The following is a 23,680-nucleotide window of genomic DNA, read 5'->3' as shown; positions in this document are numbered from 1 at the left end:
TTTAATAAAAAAAGCAAAGGGTTTAAAGTCCTTTGCTACCAAATTTTTATTTTGGCATATAGTGATGACCAGCAGCGGCTTTATTCAGCCTATTCATGTAAGCTAAAGTATCTTCACTGCCAGAAAAACCCTGCACAAATATTTGTTTAATATTAGATTTATCATCAAAGTAACGTAATCCTCCAAAAAGATTATGATCAGCATCTGCCAAATTTTTACCCAAATTAAATTTATTAGCAGCTGGCAACTCAATCTCATTGAGAATTTTACTTAATGCCATTACCCCTGTTTCATTAGTCAAATTAAGATGAGCAAAATCCTTGGGATCATCAACAACGACAACTGGGGCACTAGGAGCATAGTGACGGTACTTCATACCGGGAGCCTTAGGTACATCTTTATCGGCAACTTTGCCCGTATTAATCAAAACTTTTTCTCCTAAAGCTGCACTTAATTCTTCAGGCGTAATAGCACCGGGACGTAAAACAATAGGAGTTGCTACTGACAAGTCAATAATGGTTGATTCTAATCCTACCTCTGTTGGCCCGCCGTCAATAATACCAGCAATTTTACCTTTCAAGTCGTGATATACGTGTTCGGCAGTAGTGGGACTTGGTTTAGTCGAAGTGTTTGCTGAAGGACCGACTATTGGGTAGCCTAATTTACTGATTAGTTCATGCGTTAATTTATCCTTAGGACACCGAAAAGCTACCGTATCAAGTCCACCGGTCACAGCTTTAGGCAAGCTATGAGGTTTAACGTAAAGTAATAAAGTCAATGGACCAGGCCAAAATTTTCTGATTAATTTTTGCGCACGTTCTGGAACTTCTTTAGCATACTGAGCCATCATACTGGCATCAGAAACAGTGACGATTAACGGATTATCACTGGGACGACCTTTTGCTGCATAAACATTTTTAACAGCTTGCTCGTTAGTAGCAATTGCACCTAAGCCATAAACTGTTTCAGTGGGAAAAGCGACTAAATCTCCTTGAGCGAGTAATTTTACTGCATCATCAATTTGATTCTGTGAAAAAATTTTAGTTTCCATTATTTATTCCACTTCCCTTTAACCATCCGCGGCTTGCCAGACAAATCGTTTTTAAACTCAATAGTAAAATCAGGTAATTCTTGAGCAAATAGTTCTGCCAGCTGGTCTTTTTCACTAAAGCCAAATTCCAAGAAAAATTCGCCGCCAGTATTGAGGTGATCACGCACCTGTTTGACAAATTTCTGGTAAAATTCAATCCCATTCTGACCGCCAAAAAGTGCCTCTTGCGGTTCGTTTTGCAAAACATTTTGATCCATAATATCTTTTTCCGATTCCTTAATATAAGGAGGATTGGAAATGATTTTATCGAATTTTTCCAGACCAATTAAAATATTTGCTTTGCGTACTGTCACATCAACTTTATGAATTAAGAAATTTTCCTCACACGTTCTTAAAGCAGCATCAGTAACATCAGAAGCATATAAATCAAGCTTTGTAATATTCTTTTTGGCTGCTTCTTTAGCTAAAGCTACCGTAATGCAGCCTGAGCCAGTACCCAAATCAAGCACCTTATCACCAGTAGTTAAATCTGCTAAAGCCCATTCTACTAATTCTTCAGTTTCAAAGCGCGGAATTAAAACTCCCCGCTGAACCAAAATTTTATAGCCTAAAAACCACGAGTAGCCCAAAATATATTGGGGTGAAATTCCTTTAGCCAGCTTTTTAACGTCTTTTTGCGCTTGCTTAACCTGATCTAGAGTAAGCTGCAGATCTTGTTTCAATTGAAACCCGCTTGGATTTAACTCAAGCCTTTCAGCCAGTAAAAAGTCAATATCCTCAGGTCTTGCTTCTGGTGCTGTTTCAGCTGCCCATATCCGCAGACTTTTTAAAGTGTCAATTTTAGACATTTTGTTCGGCCAGCTCCTCCAATTGCTTAGTTTGATTATATAAAATTAAAGCATCTATAATTTCATCAAGTTCGCCGTTCATTATGCGGTCAAGCTTATTCAGTGTCAAACCGATACGGTGATCGGTAACACGGTTTTGCGGATAGTTATAAGTCCTAATCCGTTCTGATCGGTCACCAGTTCCGACAGCATTTTTACGTTTAGCATCATATTGATCCCGGTTTTGACTTTCATAATAATCATAAACACGTGATTTCAAAATTTGCATTGCTTTTTCACGGTTTTGTTGTTGACTACGTTGGTCTTGCATTGCGACAACGATACCTGTTGGCAGGTGCGTCATGCGGACCGCACTGGAAGTTTTGTTAATGTGCTGACCACCGGCACCACTTGAGCGGTAGACGTCAACCCGAATATCTTTTGGATCTAAATCAAGGTCAACCTGTTCGTATTCGGGCATAACAGCTACAGTTGCTGTTGAAGTATGCACACGACCTTGTGATTCAGTCACAGGAACTCTTTGCACACGGTGAGCGCCATTTTCATATTTAAGCTTAGAATAAACCTTATCGCCCGTAATCATAATCGCGATCCGCTTATAACCACCAACTTCTGTCGGTTCGCTATCAACTACAGAAACCTGCCAGTTTTGTCTTTCCGCGTATTTTTCATACATTCTGAGCAAATCACCGGCAAATAAAGAAGCTTCATCCCCACCTGCTGCTCCTCTAATTTCCATAATAATGTCTTTATCATCATTAGGGTCTTTTGGCAGCATTAAGATCTTAATTTCATCTTCAAGTTGGGCGATTTCATCTTCCAAATCGTTATTTTCTTCTTTGGCCATTTCTACCAAATCAGAATCGCTTTCGCTTGCAATAATATCTTTATTATCTGCAATTTCTTTTTTATCAGCCTTAAACTTGCGGTATTTTTGAACCACATCTCTCAGATCTGCTTCTTCTTTTGATACCTCCATATACCTCTTGGTATCATTGATAACCTCTGGATCGGCCATCATCTCTTGCAGTTCATCATAATGAGCAACAAGACCTTCAAGCTGCGCCATAATTTTATCCATGTTCTATTAATCCCTCTCTATCTTGATTGACTTGGGTGAAAATAATGAAAACGACAAACTGGGTAGTAGCTTTCATCCCCACCTATTTGTACCTGTTCTCCTTCATAAACCGGTTTGCCATTATGTATCCGTTGATTCATTGTAGCCTTTCTACCACAGTAGTGGCAAATTGTTTTTATTTCTTTAATTTTATCAGCAAAAATCAACAGGTTTTTCGTTCCTTCAAATAAATTGTTTTGGAAGTCATTTTTTAAGCCGAAAGTCATTACCGGAATACCTAAATCATCAACTATTTTGGCACATTCCACTACGTGATGCCGTTCTAAAAATTGCGCTTCATCAACAAACACGCAGGCAATTTCACCATCTCCGCGCGCTTTCTCCTGCTCGTTTACTTCCTTAATATAAGCAAAAATATCAAAGTCATGATCTATAGGAACTGCGTTTCTGTGCAACCCAATCCTTGATGCCACGGTACCGACTCCACTGCGATTATCAATACCGCTTGTTAATAAAACAATTTTCCGACCTTGAGCCTCATAATTATGAGCGTCTTTCAGTATTTCCAAAGTTTTGCCACTGCTCATAGTGCCATACTCAAAAAATAGTTGTGCCATTCTTGCTCCTTTGTTTCATTTAAATTCACCTAACTCATCTAGTATAATGTAAAAATAAAATAAGTGCAGTTAAATAGTCGCTAAAAACTCGTTTTCAGTTCGTGGCTATGCTATAGTTGTTAATGATTTTAAAGCGAGGGAAGAATATGAGTTTTAAATCTGGAATTGCTAAAGTTGCCGGCAAATCGAGTTACTGGTTTTTACATAATGTACTTAAAGGAGGAACCAGTTTCCCCGGCAAGTTAGCTATGGATATTGATCCTGCAATTTTGAAAACATTAGCTGATGGCTACGAAACGGTTATTGTTACCGGAACAAATGGTAAAACAATGACAACGGCATTAATCGTAGCAGCACTGCGGGAAAAATACGGCGAGGTTTTGACCAATCCGTCCGGCTCGAATATGCAACAGGGAATCATTACCGCTTTTTTGGCACACAAGAAGAAAAGGACCAAAAGGCCAATAGCAGTACTGGAAGTTGATGAAGCTAACGTCAAAATGGTAACGGAACTGGTTCACCCCAGCGTTTTTGTTTTAACCAATATTTTTCGCGATCAAATGGATCGCTATGGTGAAATCTATACCACTTACGAAAAAATTGTTGCTGGAATTAAATTAGCACCTGAAGCAACCATCATTGCAAATGGTGATGCCAGTATCTTTTCTTCCGTTGACTTGCCTAATCCAAAAATCTATTACGGCTTTAAACTGCCAGATGATAATCCGCAAAATGATATGAAGGCTCCCGTTAATACTGACGGTATCCTGTGTCCTCAATGCGATCATATTTTGCACTATCACGAGCGCATTTACGCCAATCTCGGTGATTTTTTCTGCCCCAATTGCCAATACCACAGACCGGAGTTGACATATTCTGTTAACAAGATTATTGAACAAACGCCGAATAAACTTGAGTTTCAGATGGGTAGCAAAAACTACATTATAAACATTGGTGGTACTTATAACATCTATAATGCTTTGGCAGCTTATTCTGTGGCAAGTCACTTTGGCTTAAGCGAAGATGAAATTGCGCAAGCTTTTGCCAGAAATAAACGTATTTTTGGTAGACAAGAGTTAATTGAATATGAAGGAAAAGAAATTGATCTGATCTTGGTTAAAAATCCGGTGGGATTAGACGAAGTACTCCACATGCTTAACACAGAAAAAGATGACTACTCCCTAGTTGCCCTGCTTAATGCTAATCACGCTGACGGCATCGACACTTCTTGGATATGGGACGGTCAATTTGAAGACTTAAATCACGATCAAATTAAAAAAATTCTGGTTGGTGGACAGCGTTGGCATGACATGGGCTTCCGTCTTGAAGTCGCCGGCTTTGACCCCGGTAAAATGGTTACCTGCACAGATAATGAGGAACTAATCGCCAATATTGCCAATCTGCCAACTAAAAAAGTTTACATTTTATCTACTTATACTGCTATGCTTTCTTTACGTAAAACTATGGCTGAAAAGAAAATCGTTAAGGCAGGCATGTAATTATTTAAGTAAAAATATCCGCAAAACGCTGGTTGTATGTTTTGCGGATATTTTTTATTTTTAAACTTAATTAGAACACTTGAATGGTTAAAACTAATTGTCCCTACCTATATTTAAGTCAATGCCCTTTTCGTGCAAATTAGCCAAACAAGCTTTTAAATAGGCAGCATCATGCTCCGGATAGATGGGATCTGTCCAAGGAATAGCAGCTAAATTTTCGTATCTAGCACAATACTGTCCGCGATAATATGGATCAAACCATTTAATATCCGGATGATAGTGGCGCCTTGCCATTTCAGCTAATACCAATAAATGAAATTGATAGAGTTTATAGGGCGAATATTGAAAAACATAGTTAACAGTGGCATGAGGTTTACCCCAGCCACGACCACGCAAAGCAGCAATTTCACGGTGTTGCCCTAATAATTGTTGCCGGGGCAATTGCCAGATTAGTTCTTGGTGCCATAACCTCATGATTGTGCTTGAGCCTCCTGCATTAACCGCGAATTTAATAAGTAGGTAACTTGATATTTGTTGGTTAGATCGCTTAAAAACGGACCTAATTCATCGTCTTGCGGCGTCAATTTTTGTAATAAGAGTAAATAAGTTTGTTTTTCTTGTGGTGTACAAATTTTCTTAAAATAACCCCAGACATGCTGATAGGCATTGGTTAATGTTTTAGTAGTGGGCGCTTGACTAGCTGCTTGTGCTAACAATTGCTCAAATTCAGCTTCTTTTTGTTCTGACCACATATTATCTTTAGCTAACAATCGAATCTGCTCATAACATGCTTGAGAGTGAGCCATTACCCAGTATTTGTTATAAGCCCAGTCTTCCTGCCATTTAATCATTTACCTAACTCCATTTTTGTAAACTTATTATAAAAGGTGCATATATAGTTATCACTTTAATAGTGAAAATTCTAACTGACTGCATTTTAGGCTAAATATAAATTTGGTACAAATGATTAAGTCTAACAGGTTGATTTGCAAATTTAACTAAGATTTTTGCTATAACTAAATGTTTTTAATAATTCCCTTTTTAGTTAGCGCCTGAAAATATAGGCACAATAGTACCCCCAAATCTCTTTTTAATTCGGGGGTATTATAAAACTAAATTATCTAACCGTTCTGTTGCCATCAAGCAAAATTGTTTGACCCTGAATATACGAATTTTCAGGACTAGCTAAGAAGTATGCCAGATTGGCAACGTCCGAAACTGTGCCAATTCTTCTAACCGCAATTTGTTTTAGCAAAGGCGCCAAACTCTCCTTAGTAGGATAATGCACGCTTAACAAGCCGGAGTCAATTACCCGCGGTGCAATAGCATTAACGGTTACCCCTTTTGGTCCCAGTTCCTTGGCAAGACCGCGCATCAGTCCTTCTCCGCCGGCTTTTGAAGCAGGATAAGCTACTCCGCCGCCAGTTCCACTAAGAGCCGAACCAGAGCTGATAAATACAATACTTCCTTTGTTCTCCAGAAATTCTTGATAAAAGGCTTTAACGGTGTAAAAGTAACCACTTAAGTTGATATTAAGCACTTTTTGCCATTCTGCCGGTGTTATTTCGGATACTTTATCAGCGTAGGCAATGCCTGCATCAAGTACAAGGACGTCAATTCTACCAAATTCAGCCATTACTTGGTCATGAACGTTTTGTAAATCCTGATAGTTAGAAACATCCGTTTTAACAAAAAGAGATTTTTGATATTTATTTGTTATCTCTGCCGCAGTTTGCTTTCCCTTTTCACTGTCATAATCAACAATGACCGTATTCGCACCGTTTGCGGCAAACTTTTCTGCTATTCCTTTACCAATACCGTTAGCGCCGCCTGTTACCAGTACAACCTGTCCGTCAAACTTTTTCATATTATCTATCCTTTCTCTCACTCAAAATCCGCGTGTCTTTGAAACATTGAAGCTGAAGTTTCACCGGTCTGATCCATTAAATTCATTACTATGCCGTCAAAAGTTAAAAATGAGAGTTGTTCAAATACCGAGCCCATTGGTTGCGTAAAACCAGTAGTTTTATCTTGCACTGTCTTGGTTTTTCCCGGAATAATCATTGTATGATTAGCAAGTTTCGCAATAGTAGATTCCTTAGTCGTAGAAAACAAGATGATTTTTACTTTAGCGGCTGCAGCTTTTTGCGCTAAGGCCTTTAAACTAGTAGTTTCTCCGGAGCCGGAACAGATGATTAATAAATCTCCCGGCTGTGAATGCGGAGAACTGATTTCTCCGACGATGCTAACTGCAAATCCTAAATGCAACAACCTATTGCCAAAGCCCCGCACTGCCAAGCCAGAACGGCCAGCACCTGCTAAAAATATATGATTAGCATGCAATATTTCAGTCACAACTAAAGCAATATCAGCTGTATCTTCTTGTTCCGCATAATGTGTCAACTGGTTTAAAATTTTTAAGGTGTAATTTTGCAATTTCTTTTCTCTTTTCATCACTATTTGACTGCATTTCTGAGCTTAAGCAGTTGCTGTTTCACTTGGTTACCATTAAATAAATAACCACCTACTACCAACATATCTGCTCCTGCAGCAGCACACTGTGCGGCATATTTATCATTTATTCCACCATCCACTTCAATTTTGATGTCGCGTCCCTTGACCATTTCCCGTACGTTTTTAATCTTGTCAACGGTTTGCGGAATAAATCTTTGCCCAGGCTGACCAGGATTAATCGACATGACCAATACATAGTCAATTTCATCTAAGAGGTATTTCAATACTGCCTCCGGCGTTCCGGGACTTAAAGCAACACCAGCTTTGCAGCCGGCTTTTTTAATTTGCTGTAAAACAAAATGGATGTGCGGTGTTGATTCATAATGAACGCAGATCATTTCCGCACCTGTAGCAATTGCATCATCTAAATGTGCCAACGGATGGGCAAGCATCATATGAATATCAAATTTCATCTTGCTGTATTCTTTCAGCGCCTGAACCTGATTAGGACCAAAAGCAATGTTGGAAACAAAATTGCCATCCATCATGTCTACATGCAAAGTCTTAACGTTTTCACTTTCTAAAATGTCAATTTCCTTTTGCAGATTAAGAATATCTGCGCCAAAAATTGACGGTAATATTTCACTCATATTTTGGATAACCCCATATATCTTTTTAAAAAATAGTACTTAACCAGTAAATTAGTGCATTCCACGGCTCCGACAGTGTCAGGTCAGATGACAATCCACTGACATGGACGCCGCCGGTTTGAATCATTTTGGTTGCGCCGGGGGCAACATAAGCTTCCAAATACAGGGTTACGCTACAGAAAATCACACCAATCAAAATAGTTCTAAACAAGTTGCCCTTAGTCATTAAAGTACCCGCAACCGAAATATAAATAATTGACATTAAAAGGCCCACTGGGAACAATCTAATATTTGGCAAAAACAAAGCACAGAGAATCACCAGCGGAATGGTGATGACAGTGGCAGTTTCAGTGGCTGGATCGCCTAAGCCTAAAGCAATATCCATCCCAATGTTCAAGTTTGCCTTTTTACCCATTTGTTCCGTCATTGTTGAACGTGCCGCTTTGCCAACTGGAGAAATACCTTCCATTAACACTCCCACCATTTTTGGCATCAAAACCATAACGCTGGCTATTCCAATCGCCATAGTAACTGTGTGAGCCAAATTTTGGCGGGTTAAAAGTGCGAGTAAAATACCGACTATGGTGCCGATAACGGAAGATTCGCCAAAAACACCTAACTTTTTGTTTACTTTCTCTAAACTCAGATCAACCTTATTTAGCCCGGGAATAAAATCAATTAATTTATTGATTAGCCAAGCAAAAGGCATGACCCAAGCAGTATAGATAATCGTAGTACAGGTGGTGCCATCTAAACCGAAGTAGTTTTGCCATTTTGGTGCTAATTTATCACCAATGAAAAGCGCAATAACTGACATGCCCACCGTCACCAGCAAACCAATCCAAAAATTATTGAATAAAACATAAGCTAATGAACCTGGTATTAAGAAGTGCATGTAATTCCAAATATCAACGTTCATTGTCTTTGTTAAACCGGTTCGCACCAAAACAATATTGATAATTATTCCTAATAGAATTGCCAAGCCGGCAAAAGGTGCTACCCACGAAGCTGCACCGACCGCTGGCCAACCAATATCAGTAATCGTGTAGCCGGTACCTAACTTAGAATAATAGTCCACAGCAGGTTTTAATGAAGCAGTTAAGAGATTAACAACTAAAGTAAGTCCCATAAATCCGATGCCGACAGTTAGACCAGACTTAATTGCATCCCCGATTTTCATTCTAAAAATCAAGCCCAAGATGAAAATGATGATTGGCAGTAGAGCTGTAGCGCCAATATTGATAATGGTCTTAAAAATTTGTCCTAGTATTTCCATAATTTCACTCCCTATCCTTTGTTAAAGAAAGCAATTTTTCGCCTACTTTTTGCCTTAGTTCTGCAGTATCAATCCCAGTAATAAAGCCGGTGACGCTCATTAAGGGCGTATCAATTTTGCCGCGGTAATTATTGGTGGTAAAAACAATGTCATAGTTTTGACTCATACTGGGCATTTCCGTCATGCTGCATTTGGAAATAGCATAATTAGTAATCCCATATTCTCGGCAAACATCTTCAATATCGTCTGCAGCAATAGTTGAAGTCGCTACCCCACTGCCGCAAGCAACTAAAATATTTAATTTTTCAGTCATCAGAATTTTCCTTTCTCTTCTTTTCTGCAACGCGAATTACTGTTTCCACTTCGTCTTTATTTGTGCAATTTTTGATTTGCTGAACAAATGAATCGGTCTGCAGTAATTTCATAATTTCTTTAAGTAAATCAAGGTGATCACTACCATTAGTGAGACCAAGCGTAAATAGTGTGTCTACGGGTAATTTGATTGTCGCATCATCCATGCGTCTCATAGTAATTGGTTTAGTCAATGTAATAACAGCTACAAAGGGCTTGTTGATGAACTGGGGATCGCCATGCGGAATTGCTACAGTATGGTTTTGCAGCTGCAGCCCCGTAGGATAGTTATCCTCTCTGTGATTAATAAAATCTAAAAAGCCTTTTTTGACATAACCCTCATTCAAAAGCTTGTCTGACACTTTTGAAAAGAGTTCTGCCCTACTTTGAGCTTGGCAATTCAAAAAAATCGTATCTTTTTTAACATAATCGGTTAATTGCAAAACTTATTTGCTCCTTTCTTAAGCGGTAAGAAACTTTTGGACTAATTTTTCTGCTTCCTTGGTATTCGCAGATTGAGACAGCGTGTGAATAAAGGTCGTATCTTTTGCCATATTCTTAACTTGATAAAGTAAAGGTAAATGATCTGTCTTATTCGGTGTGGTCAACAGAGCGACAACATTGACCTTGGCTGACCCGTATTTGACGGGATTTGCGGAAACTAATAGTGTCAGTCCTAATTGTTGGGGATAAACGTCTGGATCTAAATGTAACAATGGTATCTGCCTATTTAACAAAATGTAGTCGGGTTGATCACAGTACTCTTTTTTCAAAGCTAGGAAGAAAGCGTCATTCACAATTTTGCTTTTAATCATTGGCTCCGAAATTTTTGCTATTAACCTTGTCCAAGAATATTGCTGGTGGGTAAAAATGACCTTAATATAAGGTTTGCTCTTTGACTGTTCTTGTGATATCTCGTCAAATAAATTACTTTCCGGTATTAGCAGCTTAGTCAAACCGTCTTCAAGACCTTTTTTATCCTTTATTTCAGCAAAGTCAGCAACTACCTTCATGATTTGGGGAATATCAATATTAGAGAAGTTTAAGTTCAACAATTTTTTAAAAACATCATTTCTTAGTTTGGTAATACTGTGCTCATTTAGAATTTCATTGATAACAAAAACTGTTTTTTCTGACTTAAGCGGCACTGTTGAAAAAACCACATCATAAGGCAAAACAAAATTTTTATATTCACGCACAGAGCAAGCTGGATAAAACGATAACTCAGGAAAAGCAACCCTCAGATTATTTTCCAGTATTTTTGAAGTTGAAACTCCGTTAGGACAAACCGGTATTGCCCGGCCAATTTTTCTCTTGCGGTCATTAACCTTATTTTCTAGGAGGTGACCGCCAATAAAAATAGTCACAAAAGCAGTTTCGTCAGGCGAAATTTGAGTACCAAAAAAATTATTTAAAGGTGTCATTGACTGCGCCACAATCTCATATAGGCTGTGATATTTAGCGGTAATTTCCTTAAACATGGGATTGTTATCTGGCAGTTTGTATTTAATGCGGTAATAAGCTGGTCTAAAATGATCAATCAGTTTTTTTAACAGATCCTTTTTATTCGGCAGCACAATAAATGACTTTAATTCAAATTCATTCAAAAATTCCCACAATGCGTTAATCAATCTTGTTTGCACGGAAGCGGATATTTTTTGCTGCTGCTTAACATTTGCCCCTAAAATAAAAAGAGCAACGAAACTTTTTTCCTGAAGTGAAAATTTATTAAAAAAAGTTTGTTCGAGGGCCTGATATTCTGCTGTATGCTTAATTTCTTCATCGCTAGCCAGTTCATTAGCGATCAAATTTTTATTTTGCTTGATCCGATTAGTGACTGCTGTTAAAAACAAAATTAGAAGGAAGAAGTCATCATCAGTATATTTTTTCCCGAGCTGTTCTTCTATTTTCAACAAGCTGTTTTCAACTGCAGGGTAGTTATCATTGATGTCTGGCAGCAGCTGGAGGCAGGTATCAAAACCCAGCGCCGTATAAATCTTTAAAATACATTTATACAGCAGCATGCGTTTATCCCATTCGTGTCCTATTAGCCGATAGCCGTTTTTACGGGAAAAAGTAATCTTTAGACCTAAGTCTGCAATTTGGGAGCGGGTCCGCTTAAGATCGGCTAAAACGGTGTTCTTGCTAACATGAAATTCAAAAACAAAATCGTTTAGTGAGATTGGACTAGTTCTGCTCAAGATCAGTGTTAGTAGAAGCCACGCTCTTTCGTCAGGTAAAAAAGTACGTAAATTATTTTTTTCTTTGTGATTAGCAAAATAATTAACTAGTTCTCTCTTGGCAAAATAAGTTTTATTTTTTAAGACAATTAATGGTAACTTCTGCAATTTAAGATTGCTGTTGATGTTGGCAATAGCATAATTAACCTGCCTATCCGTCAACTTGAACTGTTCTTTAAGCTCTTTTTTAGTAACTGTGCCCTCTTTCGCTATTCTTAATAAAATTTCTTTATTCTGGCTGCTCAATTCATTCACCTCCTTCCGCTCAATTCGATTATAAGCGCTTACACATACTGCTAAATCAATAAATCAGTCCAATTTATGTCATGCTCATTAGTGAATTTGTGTTTTACGGTTAACTCTAAATATTTTTGTTTATCATTTTGTTTGAAATAAAAAGTGCCAGACTGACCAAACAGCCTGACACTTTTTAGTTATTTCTTCAGCTTGGTTAAACCAAACTTTTTTCCAAAATCTTCTTCCAGAGCAGCTTTTAGATACGCTCTGGCCCGCCTATCTCATCAGAAAGCAAAATTACTATCTTTAGTTACAGAGATACGGCAGCGATAAGATATTCCGCTTTTTAATTAAAATCAGCTCCAATTTTTACAGATTATAACTTTTGTTTATCTTTTCATTAGCTTTTATCTTAAATTCTTTAAAAGGCACTAATAGCTAAACTCCCCTTCATTACTGCTGTTAGACCTATTCTAGCCGAGAATTTAATCGTCCCAAATTTTACCAAAATGATCTTTTGACTTATTTACCTTAATAGGGTTCTAGGATAAAATTAAACTATACCGGATTAGAAATTGATGATGAAATGTGGCTTTGAATTCAAAAATATTTCATTAATGCTATGAGCAAACATTAATTTCTGTTTTGTCCACCACGTCAGTGACATTAAACCTACGGCAATAGCACTTCAGGAGGAAGTAATGAAAAAGTTCAAGAAGATTTTGACAGTGGCAGCAACTGGCATGATTGCCTTATCATTGGTTGGCTGTTCTGATAATAGTAAATCTGGCGGCAGTAAGCCCAAAAGTAGCCAGAAAGTAAAGAAAACTAATACTCAAAAAACTTCTTTTAGAAATCATACAACAAAATTAAAGTTGGTGATGTCACGCAACAAGGTAACGGTGGCAGCACCATTAAAGATGTTAAAGGCATTTTGGGTCAGCCTGAGTCGGTTTCATCTACTGCAGTTAAAGGTTTTAAGGTGAAATCATATTCTTGGACCAAATATGACACTACTATTTTGGTGCAATTCAGTCATAAAAAGGCTATCACTAAGACAGTTTCGGGTTTTAAATGGACTCGCAGTAGCAATAAGCTATCACTTAAAGCATTTAATAGTTTGAAAGACGGCAGTTCTTACAGTACTGTCGTAAACACCTATGGTGAACCTGACGGACTGAGTGAAAATGTAGTTTTGGGTAAGAAAAATGTCACCGCAGTTTACTTCACTGGAATTAAAGCTAAGAATGCTGGTGCAAGTGCCAGTTTTTCGTTTACTGACGATAAACTGTTATCTAAAACGCAAACTAATTTAAAATAAACAAAAAAGCTGGATGAGCAAAACTCATCTAGTTTTTTATTAAGTAATCTATGCAAATTTAATTGTTTGGTCTCAAGAGTCTTAATTGAGAGTGAGAAAATAGGACTAATATCTTTTCTACACAATTGGGCAATAATTAAAATTTAATTGACAAAACTTCTTTTATTAATTACTTTACTATATGTAAACAACTATTCCAAATATTCATTAAAAAATGATATTTATTAATGTATAATTATTTTTGAGGTGAGGAAAATGAGTGAAAAATCAGAAAAAAATAAAGATACAAATATTGAACAGGAAGCCTGGGATTTTGTTGATCTTGTATTTACAGGTAAATATAAAACAGATACGCAGGACGCTAACCTAGTGGAACTTGCGGAAAATCTCAAAGATAATGAAATCGCTTTAAAGTACATTGATCTAGATATTCAAAATCTTATTTATAGCACTGTTATTGGTAATGATAAAGGATTCAAGGAAATATTAAAAAATTGCTATGATGAACTTGACAAACCAGATTCGGAGCCAGTTAATAAAAATAACTTACCACTTTACCTAGGGAAATTAAAGGATCTTACAGATTCTGAAAGTCAAGACCTTTATCAAGACCTTTATAATAATGTAGTTGCTTCATATAAACGGTATTATGGTGTTATAACTAAACAAGGGAATTTGGTTAATATTAAGGAACGACTGGATGACGTAGAGCTAAGCGTCAAAAACAATAGTATAGCTGCAAAAAATAATATAAAAAATAATATTATAGAAGCAGAAAACAATATTAAAAAGGAGCTTTATCCAGAATTCATTGCAATTCTCGGTATCTTCACCGCTATTACTTTTGCCATTTTCGGTGGAATGAGCTTACTTAGCAACTTATTCCAAAATATGAGAAGTACACATGCTTCATTAGGTCAAGCTCTAATTCTTGTTTCCGTTTTCGGCTTTACCTTGTGGGGACTTATTGAAATACTTTTTATTTGGATTTCAAAAATCAATCTAACAAAAGATGATAAAATTGATAAAGATGATAAAAAAGAAAAGAAAATAGATAAAAAGGAAAAAATTTTTAATTGGTCTGCACTTAGTTTCTTAACAGTAATACTAATTTTTGGACTTGCGCTATTTTTCAATTAGAAAGATATTTCGCATATTAATAAAAACCATGTATCGATAAATAGATATTAATTTTACACTTTGAGATAGCTTTTAAATTTAAAACAAATTTGAGAATTTTATTTTAGCTAAACACTAATAGATTAGTCTACTTACTGATCAATTTAAAAAATTAAAGTTTTAGCCCATTTGAGCTAATTCATAAAACCAAAGAAAAAAAGCTAGATGAATCATATTCATCTAGCTTTTCTTAACGCTCTGATGGACAAATGATGGGCAAATCTGATTTTTAACTCTCATAAACCTTGCCGTTGAGCTATTTTTATTGGGATATCCGGGCTCGAACTATTAGACCCGTTATGCCTTTTATATCAGTATTTTAAACAGGTTGCTCGGAATATGAAGTCTGATATGAAGTCGATTTTAGCCTTCCATATACCTTTCAAATTCTGTCACGGTTTCCTGTTCGCTTTGTTTGGTTACATGAGTGTAAATATCCATTGTGGTTTTCATGGATGAATGCCCAAGCCTTTTTTGTACATCCTTCATTGATGCACCAGAATCAAATAGCAGGGATGCATGAGTATGCCTAAATCCATGAACTGTAATATGTCTAAGATGGCCATGCTCACAGATGCTATTATTCCATTGTGTAGGCTGTGTTGGTTGATTAGGCTTATTTTGCCAAGTCGGGAAAACCAAGTTATTTGTACTAATAAAATTATACCCCAGTTTCAGCATTTCTTTTTGTTGACGTGTTCTCCACTCTTTTAACATACCCATAGTCTGCTTGTCCATTTGAATGGTTCTCACACTACCACGTGTTTTTGGTGTAGAGATATAAAGTCTATTATTAATGCCCTTGCTTACCGATTTATCAACTTTTATTTTATTATGCATAAAATCTATCCTATCCCATTTTAAAGCCAATGCCTCGCCTTTACGCATCCCTGAATAGGCTAATAATCTAAAGAATACATAATACATAAAATTTCTTTTCTTAGCACAGCATAGAAATTGTTTTAATTCTTCCTTAGAATAAAAATTATCAAATTCTTTGGGTTGCTCAATATACTTTGGTCTTACAACTTTTTTCATTGGGTTCTTATCAATTAATTCAAGATCAACAGCATAGTCTAGCATGCGGGATGCATAACGTATATACCGCTTGTAAGTTTTATGAGACACTTCAAACCATTTATTTACAGCACTTTGACACTGGAAAATGGTAAGCTTATCTATATAAATATTACCTAAGTCCTTAAGAATATGATTATCGAAAATTCTAAGTGCGGTAGCATATGTACTTTCCTTAACCGTAGTTTCATAGGTCTTAGACCATAATTTAAACAAGTCCTTCATGGTGTAGCGCCTTTTGGTAAGTGGTTCATATTCACCATTAAGGACTTTTATTTTGTATTCATAGTATGACTTTTCTGCTGCATCCCTGGTCTTAAAGCCTTGTTTTTTTATTTGAATCGTATGACCGGTCGTATCATTTTTACCTACATAAATATTAAATCCGTATCTACATTGACCACTGGGTGTGGTGTACTCTTTAATTTCATTATCCATGTTTAATTAATTCCCTCCTAAACATTAGAAGGCGTGCAAGTGAACTAATCTTAAATATTTAACATGTGGTTATTATATTTATGCAGTATCATTTCACAACTAAGTTACTTAAAGAAATTAGTAATTAGTTTTACTAAAATCTATAAATGGTTCTCCATCTTCATCTATAAAAATATGTTCATTGATAAATTCCTGTCTTTTTTGTAAAAGCTCTTTTGGTGATTCTAACCATTCTTTACCATCTTTTTGATCCTTATTGTCCCTCTCTAACTTAAGTAATTTAGTAGCAAGCGCATCCCTGAGAGCATCTACTATATCCTCTTTAGTAGCATCTAAAGGTTTAGTAATTAACCATTTAACCGCAATACTATTAAAGATAAACGAGAAGTTTTCATTCCAAAAATCAATATTATTAATTTCTTTTTCGGATAATAGATTAAATCTTGGTTCATCATATGGCAATAAGCCTTGTGCTATGCATATCAAATCCACGTTGAATGAAACTTCGGAGATTTTCTCACTATAACCTAAAGAACTTTTCTTAGATTCAGAGATATAACTATTTTTTAAGACTTCTAAAATTTCCTCTTTGCTATAGGCACCCAGTATGTATGGTACTGATACGTTGAAAAAATTCGCTAATTTTTCCAATATTTCTTTATTAGGCATTCTCTCGTTGTTTTCATAATTGCTAATAGCTTGTCGAGTAAGCCCAGTCGCTTTAGCTAGGTCACCTTGGCTCACATTATTTAACTGACGTAATTCTTTTATACGAATTTTGCTATTCATGATTGTCTCCTTTAAGGCAATTTTACATTTATTTGCATTTTGTAGCAACATTTTTGTTAATAGCCACAATTTTGTTGACAAGATAACGAGAATGCTTTATGATTCTTTTGTAAACGAATTTGTTGCTAAGGAGGGAACCATGAAGTTAACAGAAAAACAGATTTTGGCACTTAAACGTAAACGAGGAGAAGAAAATTTAAGTATTAAAGAACTAGCAAAACAAGTTGGCGTTAGTCGATGGACCATCAGTCGAATTATTAAGAGTCAACCAAATTTGTCCTCTACTACTATTGAGAAAGTAAAGGATTGGCTAATTGATCAGTACACTACAATCAGATAGGAGAAAAGCTATGGAAAGAAAAATCAAAGTAACCAGTGAATTCGACAATAAGTTTATTCAAATGGCAACAGAAAGCTTGGATATTCTCTATTGTCTGACTATCCTTTCAGACAAAATAACTGAAATAGAAAGTCCTAGCGACTTAACGCTAAATCAGTTAAACGAAATATCTGCTTTAACAAATGTAATTAAGAGTTTTACTAAGCGTTACAGCGACTTAGTGAATAATTCGTACATGCTAACTTATTGTGGAGAGGAATAAACCATGGAATTCAAATTAGATCAAGAACAAAAAACAGACCTACAAAACTATGTTTGTGGTCTGATTAAAGACAGTATTAAAAAAGTAGCATCCCCTCAGCAGCCATATTTAAACCGTGTAGAGATTGCAAAGTACTTTGGTGTAGCTCCATCTACTATAACTTATTGGGCCTCTCTGGGGATGCCAGTGGCTATCATTGATGGTCGCAAACTATATGGTAAGCAATCCATCACGAAATGGATTCAGAGCAAAGAAAAAACCGTTTCTTAGACAACCACGAAAAAGAAAACGGTATTTAGATAATTATAACATCTAGAAACGTGCAAGTGAATTAATCTTAGATGTTTAACTGAAAAGGAAATAAATTATGAGTCAAGACAACGAAGAATTAATCAAATGTTTAAATGAAATAAACCAAAGTCTGAAAGATATAAATAGCTCACTTAAAAGTCTGAAAATTATAACAGCTTGTGTCGATTACTAATACAGTATTCTAGAAAGAGAGGTTTCAAATTTGTCTGATAATAAACCACGAGCAATTACCATAGACCCTGAGTTAAAGGAAAAATATGAACAATTAATCAATAAAACTGTTTGTTGGATAATAATTGATAAAGATGGCAAATCTAAAGTCAATATTTCTGAGTTAGGCAATACTATTCTTGAAGTAAATAATTGCATTATCGTTGAGAACGGCAATAAAGACGATTTTTACGAGTATAACGAAGTAAAAGGGTACTGGGAGCTTAGAAACATTAAAAGCATTAAGAGCGTTATTACAGAGCTTTTAAACAGATATAACGTGTGGACTGATCGAGTAGCCAGGGATGCTTTTCATTTTGTTTGTGACAGCATTAAGCGTGTTAAATGGAAAGATACGTTTGGCAAAAAACAAGGTAATTATTTCAACTTCAAAAATGGTGTTTGGAATTGGGATGATTTCAAATTGCAAGAGCATTCGCCTAAGTACTATTTTACATCATGTGTTGATTATGACTTAGTCCCCTTTGATGTAGAAAAAGAGTTAACTAATATCAAGAATAAAAAAGCAGCGCAATTTGAAACAACTAAGTGGCTTTGGAAATCGTTTGGCGAAAACATAACTCCAATAATGGAATTGATCGGTTATTCTTTCTACCCCAGTTACAAGCCCATTCAAGCTTTTGTTTTGATAATAAGTAATGGTGGTGACGGTAAAACAACTTTTGCCAATTACCTGCAGACGCTATTAGGCCAGGAAAACGTTGCTCATGTTTCTCTAGAGAACTTGACAGATGATAAGAGCAACAACTTCAGTCTTTCAGAGCTAGCTGGTAAATGGCTAAATATCCATGATGATATTTCAAAGTCCTTTATTAAGAACCCAGCTATTATCAAAACCTTAACAGGTGGCGGTGAAATGAACGCTCCAGTAAAAAACAAAGCTGATATCACCTTTTCTAACCATGCTAAACTGCTTTTTATTGGTAACGAAGAACCTAGCTTTTCCGATACCAGCAATGGCTTTAAGCGCAGGGCAAACATAGTTCACTTCATGCGAATAGAAAACTTTGATAAAGCCATCGATACTGAAAAAATAAGAAAAGAACGTGGTAAATTTGTTTATTTATGTATTTACATAGCAGAGAAAGCCATGGCTAAACATACTCTCACCCAAACTTTATCAATTTTGAAAGCAAGAAACAAATGGCTAACTGACAACGATCTAGTTCAGCAATTTATTAATGAAAATTACATTCAAAGTGAGGGTTCAACAGTAAACCAAGAAAATTTATATCAGACTTATAAAAATTGGTGTGATGACAATGGAATTAAACATCCCCTCACAATGACTAAACTCAAAAACGAATTAGAAAGAAAAGGGATAGTACGAATTAGCAAACAATTGAGATTATCAAACGGCAAAAGACCACGCCTTTATTTCTACAAAAATATCAAAGCTAAATAACTAAGGGAACAAAAAACAATCCTCATAAGCACTGACATATCAGCAAAGGAACCCATGTGAACAATTAAAGAACAAAATTCAAAATGACCAAATCGCTTGAATAACTAAGTAAGGAACAAAGGAACACTCTTATATTAAAACAGCAGAAGATATATATAATATATATACTATATATACGTGCGTGGCTAAAATCGTTAAAAAAATTTGTTCCTTGTTCCCAACCTTGATACTGTAAGGCTTAGGTCTGTTTTTAAATTTGTGACAGCACAAAAATAATTGTGACAAACACCTCTATACATTCGCTAATCAGTTTCAAAAAGCGTGAATGGTCAATTACCTTTTATAGAAAGCAAGGGAATTAAATTTATGTATTACTCACTTGAAGATATAAACAACTTTAATAAATTAGATTTTGTTATGCAGATTGAAAGAAAATCTGGTAAACATGCTGCTATTCATTTCTGCGATTGTATGACATTAATTTTAAAAAAAGCTGAACACAGCGATTACTTTGATGAAATGAACGATAAGCTAAGTTGGTCAAGGATAGCCGTTGAACATGATGGTACCCCTACACTATTCTGTGGTTCCTTTTCAAATAAGACATTTTATATCTACACCATAAAAGGTAATCAAATTAAACGTGAGGTCAAGCAACTAGAAAATATTTAGTAAGTAGATCAGGATGCAGTCGTAAAGTACGGCTGCATTTTTTATGCTAACAAATGCTAACCTTATCAATGGTTTACTAGCAGGGATGCTGCGGTATCAAATCAGTACCGCAGGTATAATTTATAGCCCCCCTACTCTTTTTTATTTACAGGAGCCGCAACATGTGGTGTTCGCTTGCGTGACAGACCTAATTTCCAAATTTTTTTGGTAAGGGGGGTAAAAGTGACAAAGGTTGATTTAACGGCTTCTATGGTGCCTGAAACAGTACCTAACTGGCTTAATAATTACGGAAAACATGTAAAAACGAATATGTTTGTTTATGCTAACGAATGCTAACTTTATTCACGATTTATTTAGCTGTGTAACCAATAACTCACCGCAAAGAATGGTATAGAGAAAATTGCAGACAGACCTTTCGTACAATGATACGAGTTCTGAGTGCAGTAGCGGCAAAAATTTTGTGTGCAGCTTTGCACATCTTTTTATTTGTAAAAATGCCTATACAATGGTACTGGTTGTGATTTCATTTGCACCCTAAATGTTGGAAAATGTTTGCTTTTTATTCAGAAGCAGTAACTAATTATTAATGTCAGGGATGCCAAAATGTCAAATGTGTGTTGAAACTCTATTGTTACAGATATTTTTGGATTAAATGATAACGTGAAATTACTCAAATATCTTAATAAGTCCCGTATAACATTATTTCTAAAGAGAGTTTACATAATATAAAGCTGTTCTTCAATCAAGACTGTAAACAATTCGGTTACTAGAAAGGGAGCCTTAACGTGGGGCCCCCTTATTATATTTAGTAATTAAAAAATGCTCTAAACAGTTTAATCACTTAAAAACCAGTTTTGGTTTTAAAATATTTAGCAATCATGCTAATTTTTATGCCCAATCCACATTTGGTTTGGGGTGCAAAATAAGTTAAACAACCTAAATTTTATTTCAATTGCAATAACTACTGTGAAAGCACTAGGACAATCCAATTTTGGCTTTTTCTATGATTAAAAAGGAGTGTCCATTTCGTTCACCCCTTTGAATAATTCATAAAAAAGTGTGCAGTTTTCAAAAAAGTGTGCAGCGACAAAATACGCTATATATCAGCATTTTTGACAGTTTTTGTTAAATAAATATCCTAGTAAATGCTAGTATTTGCTAGGATTATTTCTTTTTAACTAGTTGAAATGGTCGCCTAATAGTAGATTAAAAACCTGAAAAAACTTGAACACTTTTCCAAAATCAAACTTTTCAGTCTAAATAAAAAGCTGTAGTACATAGAATGGTACTGCAGCTTATTTTATAAACTTAAATGACGGGTTTAGATTCATTTCCTTTTGGATTTTAGCAAAATTTTCCATAAACTCATCAATTGCTATGTGCTTTAAATCATAATAGCGTGATTGTTTGCAACCAACATCCCCCATTACTACACGATTAGGTTTATCAAATATATACACCCCAGTTAAGATTTTTCTTGATTTTTCTGAACAAGCCTTAATTGCTTTAACAGTACATGTGGTAATATTCTTAGCATACTCAATTCTATTGTTTGTTTTAACGCCTTTAAATCTATCTACGGGACCTTTTACTAAATCAGCTTTATGTTGCCCTGAACGAGCTGCAAAGACGCTGAAATCACGTTTAAGAAAAGTTCTCACGTCTTCTTTATACTCCATTTTATGTTCCTCTTTTTGGTTAACACTTTATTTTTAACTACAGTTTGCAGTTCTATCCAAAATATGAAGTCTTTTTACTAGTACTACTCTTTAATTTAACATTTCTTAAAGAACTTTCAATTTACTTGGTATCCCTTTAAATCACTTAAAAATTAACGTTTCCCATTAACCAACTATACCAATTTAGCTAAATATTTAAGATTAGCCCACTTGCACGTCTGCCTTAAAATATGAAGTCTAATATGAAGTTTTTTAGCCCATTTTGAGCTAGTTTCAGAAAATTTGAAAAAACAAAAATGCCTTTATACCAGTGTTTAAACCACCTGATATAAAGGCAAAAATGTAATTATTGGGATATCCGGGCTCGAACCGAAACATGCAGGAACCAGAAACCTGTGCCTTACCATTTGGCTATATCCCAGTGTTAAATCACCCGCACGAGAATTGAACTCGTAACTCCACCTTGAGAGGGTGGCGTCTTAACCATTTGACCAGCGGGCAAAATCAACAGTAATTATTATGCTTGAAGAGAAGGTCGATGTCAAGTGCTTTTTACTCTAAAAGAAAGATTTTGCTAACCTCTTAGCAATTCTGATTGAATAAAGACGATAAAGCCTGCCGTATTTAGCTTTATCCCCCATCTTCCAGTTGTCATAGAAAAACGACCAGTTACACAAATTTTGTTCACAAAATGATGCTCCCTTGCTATCTTAAATGCTAAGGAAAGGAAACTAAGCCATGCTAGTAAATCAAAAAGCAATTTCTCACTTGCGAGAATTGTTCGTGACAGTCAATACACCACAAATTGATGAGAACAGCACTAATCTGCGTGATAATCTGGATCGCTTTTTAAATGAGCAAATCCTTATTGGTTTTAAGTCTGGACGGAAAAAGATTATTGCTTTTCACGAAATTATTTCAATTCATACACAAAACAAGGAAGTCGTCTGCGAAACTGAGCAAGATGTGTACCGAATAAAGCAACGTCTTTATGAAGTCAAGTTTTTGCTTCCAACTCAACTTTTTGTACAAATATCCAGTTCAGAAATTGTTAATTTCAGCTACATTCAAGAATTTGCAATGGCTCAAAACGGAATTTATCAAGTTATTCTCAAAAACGGCAAAATGACTTACACTTCCCGCCGTTATATGCAAAAAATCAAAAAGGAGTATTTATCATGAAAAATCTCAAATCTATAATTAGCCGTTCCCTTATCTCTGCACCGATCGGAGTAACTATTGGGCTAATTTTTGCACTTATATTTTGTCAAGTAAACAACTTACCACAATTTACCCCATCTACTGAAAATTTTGTTAGTTTATTTGCTAATCCGGTGCAGGCAACTTTTGTCTCCATGATTATTTGGGCGCTAATGGGTGCGATTTACGGTGGCAGCTCCGTAATTTTTGAACAAGAAAGATGGAGCATTACCCGCCAAACAGTTAGTCATTTTCTCATTACCTATATGTTGGTGACGCCCCTGTCTATCCTTGCGGGAATGCCTTTTAATCTCACAATTTTTTTGGGTTACAACCTCAACTACTGCGTAGTTTACTTCATAATCTGGCTTGCCACCATGTTCTTTTCTCGTAGAATGGTTGAGCAATTAAACGAAAAAATCCCTAAATAAAAATAATAGTAGTATTTAAAAACTTGACTGCTGACTGGCT

General features: G+C 35.8%; 27 protein-coding genes and 2 tRNA genes. 11 read left to right on the top strand and 18 right to left on the bottom strand.

The annotated features are described in order from the left end of the window. Positions 1 to 46: 46 nt before the first annotated feature. From LACWKB8_RS03825 to LACWKB8_RS03810, 4 genes are read right to left on the bottom strand one after another with little or no spacing between them, the layout of a single operon-like run. A complete protein-coding gene (locus tag LACWKB8_RS03825; RefSeq protein ID WP_038522213.1) occupies positions 47 to 1,051 on the bottom strand; it encodes an L-threonylcarbamoyladenylate synthase in 1,005 nt (334 codons plus the stop codon). Then, positions 1,051 to 1,899 (bottom strand): peptide chain release factor N(5)-glutamine methyltransferase, encoded by an 849-nt coding sequence (prmC, locus tag LACWKB8_RS03820; RefSeq protein WP_038522210.1) that lies wholly within the window; start codon positions 1,897 to 1,899, stop codon positions 1,051 to 1,053. The genes LACWKB8_RS03825 and prmC overlap by 1 nt, the downstream gene beginning before the upstream one ends. Continuing rightward, positions 1,892 to 2,980 carry a peptide chain release factor 1 gene (gene prfA / locus LACWKB8_RS03815; protein WP_038522207.1) on the bottom strand — a complete coding sequence of 363 codons (1,089 nt, stop codon included), beginning with the start codon at positions 2,978 to 2,980 and terminating at the stop codon, positions 1,892 to 1,894. Before prfA ends, prmC begins: the two co-directional genes overlap by 8 nt. Positions 2,981 to 2,997: 17 nt before the next feature. Further along, positions 2,998 to 3,597 carry a thymidine kinase gene (locus tag LACWKB8_RS03810; RefSeq protein WP_038522204.1) on the bottom strand — a complete coding sequence of 200 codons (600 nt, stop codon included), beginning with the start codon at positions 3,595 to 3,597 and terminating at the stop codon, positions 2,998 to 3,000. 146 nt (positions 3,598 to 3,743) lie between these two features. On the opposite strand from LACWKB8_RS03810, the gene LACWKB8_RS03805 reads away from it, so the two are divergent. Further along, on the top strand, positions 3,744 to 5,096 hold the full coding sequence (locus LACWKB8_RS03805; RefSeq protein WP_038522201.1) for a Mur ligase family protein: 1,353 nt from the start codon (positions 3,744 to 3,746) through the stop codon (positions 5,094 to 5,096). A gap of 93 nt (positions 5,097 to 5,189) precedes the next feature. On the opposite strand, the gene LACWKB8_RS03800 is transcribed toward LACWKB8_RS03805, so the two are convergent. The 9 genes from LACWKB8_RS03800 to LACWKB8_RS03760 form a co-directional block, all read right to left on the bottom strand. Then, positions 5,190 to 5,570 carry a TIGR02328 family protein gene (locus LACWKB8_RS03800; RefSeq protein WP_038522198.1) on the bottom strand — a complete coding sequence of 127 codons (381 nt, stop codon included), beginning with the start codon at positions 5,568 to 5,570 and terminating at the stop codon, positions 5,190 to 5,192. Then, complete coding sequence (locus LACWKB8_RS03795; protein WP_038522194.1) at positions 5,567 to 5,947, bottom strand: YbgA family protein; 381 nt, start codon at positions 5,945 to 5,947, stop codon at positions 5,567 to 5,569. The genes LACWKB8_RS03800 and LACWKB8_RS03795 overlap by 4 nt, the downstream gene beginning before the upstream one ends. A 266-nt stretch (positions 5,948 to 6,213) precedes the next feature. Continuing rightward, on the bottom strand, positions 6,214 to 6,963 hold the full coding sequence (locus tag LACWKB8_RS03790) for an SDR family NAD(P)-dependent oxidoreductase (RefSeq protein ID WP_038522192.1): 750 nt from the start codon (positions 6,961 to 6,963) through the stop codon (positions 6,214 to 6,216). A 17-nt stretch (positions 6,964 to 6,980) separates the two neighbouring features. After that, positions 6,981 to 7,550 (bottom strand): 6-phospho-3-hexuloisomerase, encoded by a 570-nt coding sequence (gene hxlB, locus LACWKB8_RS03785; protein WP_038522189.1) that lies wholly within the window; start codon positions 7,548 to 7,550, stop codon positions 6,981 to 6,983. Positions 7,551 to 7,552: 2 nt separating this feature from the next. Further along, positions 7,553 to 8,200 carry a ribulose-phosphate 3-epimerase gene (rpe, locus tag LACWKB8_RS03780; RefSeq protein ID WP_038522186.1) on the bottom strand — a complete coding sequence of 216 codons (648 nt, stop codon included), beginning with the start codon at positions 8,198 to 8,200 and terminating at the stop codon, positions 7,553 to 7,555. A gap of 25 nt (positions 8,201 to 8,225) precedes the next feature. Continuing rightward, a complete protein-coding gene (locus LACWKB8_RS03775; RefSeq protein WP_038522184.1) occupies positions 8,226 to 9,476 on the bottom strand; it encodes a PTS transporter subunit IIC in 1,251 nt (416 codons plus the stop codon). A gap of 4 nt (positions 9,477 to 9,480) precedes the next feature. Then, complete coding sequence (locus LACWKB8_RS03770) at positions 9,481 to 9,789, bottom strand: PTS sugar transporter subunit IIB (RefSeq protein ID WP_038522181.1); 309 nt, start codon at positions 9,787 to 9,789, stop codon at positions 9,481 to 9,483. Further along, a complete protein-coding gene (locus tag LACWKB8_RS03765; RefSeq protein WP_038522178.1) occupies positions 9,782 to 10,270 on the bottom strand; it encodes a PTS sugar transporter subunit IIA in 489 nt (162 codons plus the stop codon). Before LACWKB8_RS03765 ends, LACWKB8_RS03770 begins: the two co-directional genes overlap by 8 nt. Before the next feature lie 18 nt (positions 10,271 to 10,288). Continuing rightward, positions 10,289 to 12,313 (bottom strand): BglG family transcription antiterminator, encoded by a 2,025-nt coding sequence (locus LACWKB8_RS03760; RefSeq protein WP_038522175.1) that lies wholly within the window; start codon positions 12,311 to 12,313, stop codon positions 10,289 to 10,291. A 692-nt stretch (positions 12,314 to 13,005) separates the two neighbouring features. On the opposite strand from LACWKB8_RS03760, the gene LACWKB8_RS09240 reads away from it, so the two are divergent. The 3 genes from LACWKB8_RS09240 to LACWKB8_RS03750 all read left to right on the top strand — a co-directional run bounded on the left by LACWKB8_RS09240 (position 13,006) and on the right by LACWKB8_RS03750 (position 14,765). Then, positions 13,006 to 13,290, top strand: coding sequence for a hypothetical protein (locus LACWKB8_RS09240; protein ID WP_052059652.1), 285 nt, complete (start codon positions 13,006 to 13,008; stop codon positions 13,288 to 13,290). Beyond that, positions 13,173 to 13,625: a DUF3862 domain-containing protein gene (locus LACWKB8_RS08995; protein WP_082229336.1), complete on the top strand. Its 453-nt coding sequence runs from the start codon at positions 13,173 to 13,175 to the stop codon at positions 13,623 to 13,625. The genes LACWKB8_RS09240 and LACWKB8_RS08995 overlap by 118 nt, the downstream gene beginning before the upstream one ends. Positions 13,626 to 13,880: 255 nt before the next feature. Further along, positions 13,881 to 14,765 (top strand): hypothetical protein, encoded by an 885-nt coding sequence (locus LACWKB8_RS03750; RefSeq protein ID WP_038522172.1) that lies wholly within the window; start codon positions 13,881 to 13,883, stop codon positions 14,763 to 14,765. A gap of 402 nt (positions 14,766 to 15,167) precedes the next feature. Here the strand turns inward: LACWKB8_RS03750 and LACWKB8_RS03745 are convergent, their stop codons facing one another. Together LACWKB8_RS03745 and LACWKB8_RS08990 are read right to left on the bottom strand one after the other, a co-directional pair. Then, a complete protein-coding gene (locus LACWKB8_RS03745) occupies positions 15,168 to 16,319 on the bottom strand; it encodes a site-specific integrase (RefSeq protein ID WP_038522169.1) in 1,152 nt (383 codons plus the stop codon). A 117-nt stretch (positions 16,320 to 16,436) separates the two neighbouring features. Beyond that, the gene (locus LACWKB8_RS08990; protein WP_052059650.1) at positions 16,437 to 17,108 is read right to left on the bottom strand and encodes a helix-turn-helix domain-containing protein; all 672 of its coding nucleotides are present in this window, start codon (positions 17,106 to 17,108) and stop codon (positions 16,437 to 16,439) included. Between the two features lie 139 nt (positions 17,109 to 17,247). Between LACWKB8_RS08990 and LACWKB8_RS03735 the strand changes: the two genes are divergently transcribed. The 5 genes from LACWKB8_RS03735 to LACWKB8_RS03715 all read left to right on the top strand — a co-directional run bounded on the left by LACWKB8_RS03735 (position 17,248) and on the right by LACWKB8_RS03715 (position 20,330). Continuing rightward, positions 17,248 to 17,448 carry a helix-turn-helix domain-containing protein gene (locus LACWKB8_RS03735; RefSeq protein ID WP_038522165.1) on the top strand — a complete coding sequence of 67 codons (201 nt, stop codon included), beginning with the start codon at positions 17,248 to 17,250 and terminating at the stop codon, positions 17,446 to 17,448. Positions 17,449 to 17,458: 10 nt separating this feature from the next. Beyond that, a complete protein-coding gene (locus tag LACWKB8_RS03730) occupies positions 17,459 to 17,710 on the top strand; it encodes a hypothetical protein (RefSeq protein ID WP_038522162.1) in 252 nt (83 codons plus the stop codon). Between the two features lie 3 nt (positions 17,711 to 17,713). After that, positions 17,714 to 17,980, top strand: a complete 267-nt coding sequence (locus LACWKB8_RS03725; RefSeq protein WP_038522159.1) for a DNA-packaging protein — start codon at positions 17,714 to 17,716, stop codon at positions 17,978 to 17,980. A gap of 244 nt (positions 17,981 to 18,224) precedes the next feature. Continuing rightward, positions 18,225 to 19,658: a phage/plasmid primase, P4 family gene (locus tag LACWKB8_RS03720; protein ID WP_038522156.1), complete on the top strand. Its 1,434-nt coding sequence runs from the start codon at positions 18,225 to 18,227 to the stop codon at positions 19,656 to 19,658. Positions 19,659 to 20,075: 417 nt separating this feature from the next. After that, complete coding sequence (locus LACWKB8_RS03715; protein ID WP_166484942.1) at positions 20,076 to 20,330, top strand: hypothetical protein; 255 nt, start codon at positions 20,076 to 20,078, stop codon at positions 20,328 to 20,330. A gap of 1,295 nt (positions 20,331 to 21,625) precedes the next feature. Here the strand turns inward: LACWKB8_RS03715 and LACWKB8_RS03710 are convergent. From LACWKB8_RS03710 to LACWKB8_RS03700, 3 genes are all read right to left on the bottom strand, one after another. Further along, positions 21,626 to 22,009 (bottom strand): hypothetical protein, encoded by a 384-nt coding sequence (locus LACWKB8_RS03710; RefSeq protein WP_038522150.1) that lies wholly within the window; start codon positions 22,007 to 22,009, stop codon positions 21,626 to 21,628. A gap of 349 nt (positions 22,010 to 22,358) precedes the next feature. Further along, positions 22,359 to 22,430, bottom strand: a tRNA-Gln gene (locus LACWKB8_RS03705). Positions 22,431 to 22,438: 8 nt separating this feature from the next. After that, positions 22,439 to 22,510 (bottom strand) — tRNA-Glu (locus tag LACWKB8_RS03700). Positions 22,511 to 22,747: 237 nt separating this feature from the next. Here LACWKB8_RS03700 and LACWKB8_RS03695 point away from each other — a divergent pair. Then, on the top strand, positions 22,748 to 23,191 hold the full coding sequence (locus LACWKB8_RS03695; RefSeq protein ID WP_052059649.1) for a LytTR family DNA-binding domain-containing protein: 444 nt from the start codon (positions 22,748 to 22,750) through the stop codon (positions 23,189 to 23,191). Beyond that, complete coding sequence (locus LACWKB8_RS03690) at positions 23,188 to 23,640, top strand: DUF3021 domain-containing protein (RefSeq protein WP_038522147.1); 453 nt, start codon at positions 23,188 to 23,190, stop codon at positions 23,638 to 23,640. Before LACWKB8_RS03695 ends, LACWKB8_RS03690 begins: the two co-directional genes overlap by 4 nt. The last annotated feature ends 40 nt before the right edge of the window (positions 23,641 to 23,680 follow it).

It is taken from the genome of Lactobacillus sp. wkB8, from assembly GCF_000761135.1.
Lineage (GTDB): Bacteria > Bacillota > Bacilli > Lactobacillales > Lactobacillaceae > Lactobacillus > Lactobacillus helsingborgensis.
Note: the sequence above shows the minus strand (reverse complement) of the source record. Positions and strands in the feature narration are given on the sequence as shown.

Excerpts from the sequence above, each read along its gene's own strand:
- LACWKB8_RS03825 (WP_038522213.1), bottom strand. The coding sequence starts at position 1,051 with ATGGAAACTAAAATTTTTTCACAGAATCAAATTGATGATGCAGTAAAA.
- prmC (WP_038522210.1), bottom strand. The coding sequence starts at position 1,899 with ATGTCTAAAATTGACACTTTAAAAAGTCTGCGGATATGGGCAGCTGAA.
- prfA (WP_038522207.1), bottom strand. The coding sequence starts at position 2,980 with ATGGATAAAATTATGGCGCAGCTTGAAGGTCTTGTTGCTCATTATGAT.
- LACWKB8_RS03810 (WP_038522204.1), bottom strand. The coding sequence starts at position 3,597 with ATGGCACAACTATTTTTTGAGTATGGCACTATGAGCAGTGGCAAAACT.
- LACWKB8_RS03805 (WP_038522201.1), top strand. The coding sequence starts at position 3,744 with ATGAGTTTTAAATCTGGAATTGCTAAAGTTGCCGGCAAATCGAGTTAC.
- LACWKB8_RS03800 (WP_038522198.1), bottom strand. The coding sequence starts at position 5,570 with ATGAGGTTATGGCACCAAGAACTAATCTGGCAATTGCCCCGGCAACAA.
- LACWKB8_RS03795 (WP_038522194.1), bottom strand. The coding sequence starts at position 5,947 with ATGATTAAATGGCAGGAAGACTGGGCTTATAACAAATACTGGGTAATG.
- LACWKB8_RS03790 (WP_038522192.1), bottom strand. The coding sequence starts at position 6,963 with ATGAAAAAGTTTGACGGACAGGTTGTACTGGTAACAGGCGGCGCTAAC.
- hxlB (WP_038522189.1), bottom strand. The coding sequence starts at position 7,550 with ATGAAAAGAGAAAAGAAATTGCAAAATTACACCTTAAAAATTTTAAAC.
- rpe (WP_038522186.1), bottom strand. The coding sequence starts at position 8,200 with ATGAGTGAAATATTACCGTCAATTTTTGGCGCAGATATTCTTAATCTG.
- LACWKB8_RS03775 (WP_038522184.1), bottom strand. The coding sequence starts at position 9,476 with ATGGAAATACTAGGACAAATTTTTAAGACCATTATCAATATTGGCGCT.
- LACWKB8_RS03770 (WP_038522181.1), bottom strand. The coding sequence starts at position 9,789 with ATGACTGAAAAATTAAATATTTTAGTTGCTTGCGGCAGTGGGGTAGCG.
- LACWKB8_RS09240 (WP_052059652.1), top strand. The coding sequence starts at position 13,006 with ATGAAAAAGTTCAAGAAGATTTTGACAGTGGCAGCAACTGGCATGATT.
- LACWKB8_RS03750 (WP_038522172.1), top strand. The coding sequence starts at position 13,881 with ATGAGTGAAAAATCAGAAAAAAATAAAGATACAAATATTGAACAGGAA.
- LACWKB8_RS03745 (WP_038522169.1), bottom strand. The coding sequence starts at position 16,319 with ATGGATAATGAAATTAAAGAGTACACCACACCCAGTGGTCAATGTAGA.
- LACWKB8_RS08990 (WP_052059650.1), bottom strand. The coding sequence starts at position 17,108 with ATGAATAGCAAAATTCGTATAAAAGAATTACGTCAGTTAAATAATGTG.
- LACWKB8_RS03735 (WP_038522165.1), top strand. The coding sequence starts at position 17,248 with ATGAAGTTAACAGAAAAACAGATTTTGGCACTTAAACGTAAACGAGGA.
- LACWKB8_RS03730 (WP_038522162.1), top strand. The coding sequence starts at position 17,459 with ATGGAAAGAAAAATCAAAGTAACCAGTGAATTCGACAATAAGTTTATT.
- LACWKB8_RS03725 (WP_038522159.1), top strand. The coding sequence starts at position 17,714 with ATGGAATTCAAATTAGATCAAGAACAAAAAACAGACCTACAAAACTAT.
- LACWKB8_RS03715 (WP_166484942.1), top strand. The coding sequence starts at position 20,076 with ATGCAGATTGAAAGAAAATCTGGTAAACATGCTGCTATTCATTTCTGC.
- LACWKB8_RS03710 (WP_038522150.1), bottom strand. The coding sequence starts at position 22,009 with ATGGAGTATAAAGAAGACGTGAGAACTTTTCTTAAACGTGATTTCAGC.
- LACWKB8_RS03695 (WP_052059649.1), top strand. The coding sequence starts at position 22,748 with ATGCTAGTAAATCAAAAAGCAATTTCTCACTTGCGAGAATTGTTCGTG.
- LACWKB8_RS03690 (WP_038522147.1), top strand. The coding sequence starts at position 23,188 with ATGAAAAATCTCAAATCTATAATTAGCCGTTCCCTTATCTCTGCACCG.